2 protein-coding genes are annotated in these 2,698 nt (G+C 36.7%); both read left to right on the top strand.

All coding sequences use genetic code 11. The features are described 5' to 3' along the window. The first annotated feature begins 593 nt into the window (after positions 1–593). Complete coding sequence (locus tag ENL20_02550) at positions 594–1,346, top strand: TatD family deoxyribonuclease (GenBank protein ID HHE37435.1); 753 nt, start codon at positions 594–596, stop codon at positions 1,344–1,346. A 356-nt stretch (positions 1,347–1,702) separates the two neighbouring features. Further along, the gene (locus tag ENL20_02545; GenBank protein ID HHE37434.1) at positions 1,703–2,437 is read left to right on the top strand and encodes a tRNA threonylcarbamoyladenosine dehydratase; all 735 of its coding nucleotides are present in this window, start codon (positions 1,703–1,705) and stop codon (positions 2,435–2,437) included. Positions 2,438–2,698 lie beyond the last annotated feature (261 nt).

Genomic DNA, 2,698 nt, shown 5'->3' with positions numbered 1-2,698 from the left:
GATCAACTTTATGATGAACAGCGAGCAACTATCAGCGGTGATCAGGTTTTAGTGAAAGAAGATTTTGTGATCGGTACGACAGAAACCAAAGGCTGGTACGGAAGTCTGACTACCGACCTTTTCCATCTTTTGTATTTAACTATTTCTTATGAAGATATGTATGGAGATGATGATGTTCATTACAAATCTCTCTGGGGAAAAGCAAGTGTGAACACCGATTTCGTCCCGAAATTCAGCCGGGCAGAGATCGCCTATTCTCAAACCGGATTTGATAAACTGGAACATTTCAAGACTCCCTCCGCACTTGTTACCGGAACTCTCGGATATGATCTCGGAGGAAATACGGAACTCGTTGGAAAATACCAGGAAAGGTATGTTGACTATGACGGTAACGGAGAAATAAACGGCAAGGAAGAAACTGTTAAAACCATGGGATTTGGAGTTGAGTTCAGATTCTAATGTAGTTCAGAACTTGTTCTGAACCCGAACCAAAAATATCTGAATTATAATTTTCTCAATCAAGATGATTGAGTTACAAAATATAAACTTGCCATCCGACAGCTGCCGGATAGCAAGTTTTCATAAAAGATAAAATGTTCGATTTTGGTTGGATAGACGCTCATTGTCATCTCGCAGATGACAGAATTTTCAATAACCTCGAAGATGAAATTTCATCAGCCCAAGATATTGGAATAAATGGTTTTATTTCTTCCATTTTATGTAAAGATGAATATGAATCAATTAAACTTGCCAAATTTTTGAAATTTGGCAAGTTTATAAAATGGTCGGCAGGAATCCATCCTTATTATAAAAAAAGTTCAGAACATGATCTCGAACTTCTGATCAAACTTTGTGATGAAAAACAAATAATCGCCATTGGTGAAATCGGATTGGATAAAAGAAATGACAATTTTGAATGGCAAAAAAAAATCCTGCTGCTGCAGCTCGATCTGGCAAAGAATTATCATCTTCCTGTAATTTTTCATGTTGTAAAAAACTATTATGAGCTTTATAAAATCCTGAAAAATAATTTTCCTGGAACAAGAGGATTTATCCACGGATTTAATTCCTCGAAAGAAGTCTTCGACAATTTCTCCAAATTCGATCTTGGATTTTCACTCAATCTCCATCAGCCTGGAACTGATGTTCTGAAAAATATCATCAAAAGAGGATTTTATTTCTTTGAAACCGATGCTCCTTATCAGAAAGAGAAAGGTTCAAAAGAAGAATTCAATCATTTGAAAAACCTGATAAAAGTTGTGGAAAATGTTTCCAAAATAACTGGAATCGATAAAGAAATTTTGAAGAAAAAACAATTCGAGAATTTCCGGATGTTGTTTGGATAAAAAAACCTTGCGAATGGTTTCGATTTGGGAATTCTTCTTGCTTAACCTTCGCAATGGTTGATTAAAATAGGTAATAATTGCCAAAACTTTTCTTCTCGATTTTGCTTTCTTGTTCCTAAATTCTCCCGAAAGCTTTCGGGAGAAACTGAATTGGATAAAATTATTTTTTCGGTAATGCTTATTCAAAAGGAAATCAAAGAGAAACTTTTTAAGCAATAGTTTTCCCAAATACAATTTGGGAAAAAGTGGAAACTTCACAAATTTATAAAATTTGGTAAGTTTCATCACATTTCGTGAAATTCGTGTAATTCGCTTGTCAGGGCGTAGTTTTAACTAAGACAGGTGGCAATAAAAATATGGATCAATTTCAACGAATTGAACTGCTTTTTGGAAAAGAAGCGATAGAGATATTTCAGAAATCCAGAGTTGCGGTGATGGGACTCGGTGGAGTCGGTTCTTTTGCTGCAGAAGCACTCGCTCGCAGTGGAATCGGTTCGATTTTACTCGTTGATTTTGATAAAGTTTCCATTTCCAACTTGAACAGGCAGATCATCGCATTAAACAGCACCATTGGGAAATTGAAAACTGAAGTTATGAAAGAACGAATTCTTGATATTGATCCTGAAGCAAAAGTTGAAATTTATTCCGATTTTGTCGATAAGGATTCTCGCAGTTTTTTATTGGGAAATGTTGATTTTGTGGTGGATGCGATCGACAGTTTAACTCCTAAAGTCGGTTTATTGGAAGATGTTTATCACCAGAAAATTCCGGTAATTTCCGTGATGGGAGCAGGCAGCAGATTCGATCCGGCAAAGATCAAACTTACGGATATTTCCAAAACTGAAACCTGTCCGCTGGCACGAAAAGTTCGTAAATATCTGCATCGAAGGGGAATTTATCAAGGAATTCCTGTTATTTTCTCAACTGAAACTCCGATTCCTCAATTTGATTTTGAAGCAGGTTCAGAGGAAGATTGGACAACAACGCGCGGACGCAAACGGGGAACTCTCGGTTCGGTTGTTTATCTTCCGGCAATTATGGGAATGTGGGCTGCAAGTTATGTTTTACGGAAGTTGGCGGGGAAGATTTAATTACTTTCCGAAGCTTCCAACAAAGAGACTCTTTCAAATAAGATTCGGAAAGTTTATCACTCAATCTCAATATCAACTTACACTCGAAACCTTCCGAATCCTCTGGCACAAGAAAAATTGAAAGAAAGGCTTCGGAAAGTCTTATTCCATCAATTCCGGAACTTCTTCCTCAATAAATTTCTCCGGAATATTCTTATTCGCTTTTGCTCCTAATTTCTTGATATTTTCAACCCGCGTGATCAAATTTCCTTTTCCGGTTTT

Source organism: Candidatus Cloacimonadota bacterium (genome assembly GCA_011372345.1).
In the GTDB taxonomy this organism is placed as follows: domain Bacteria; phylum Cloacimonadota; class Cloacimonadia; order Cloacimonadales; family TCS61; genus DRTC01.
Note: the sequence above shows the minus strand (reverse complement) of the source record. Positions and strands in the feature narration are given on the sequence as shown.

Coding starts and splice junctions, on each gene's coding strand:
- ENL20_02550 (HHE37435.1), top strand. CDS start 594: ATGTTCGATTTTGGTTGGATAGACGCTCATTGTCATCTCGCAGATGAC.
- ENL20_02545 (HHE37434.1), top strand. CDS start 1,703: ATGGATCAATTTCAACGAATTGAACTGCTTTTTGGAAAAGAAGCGATA.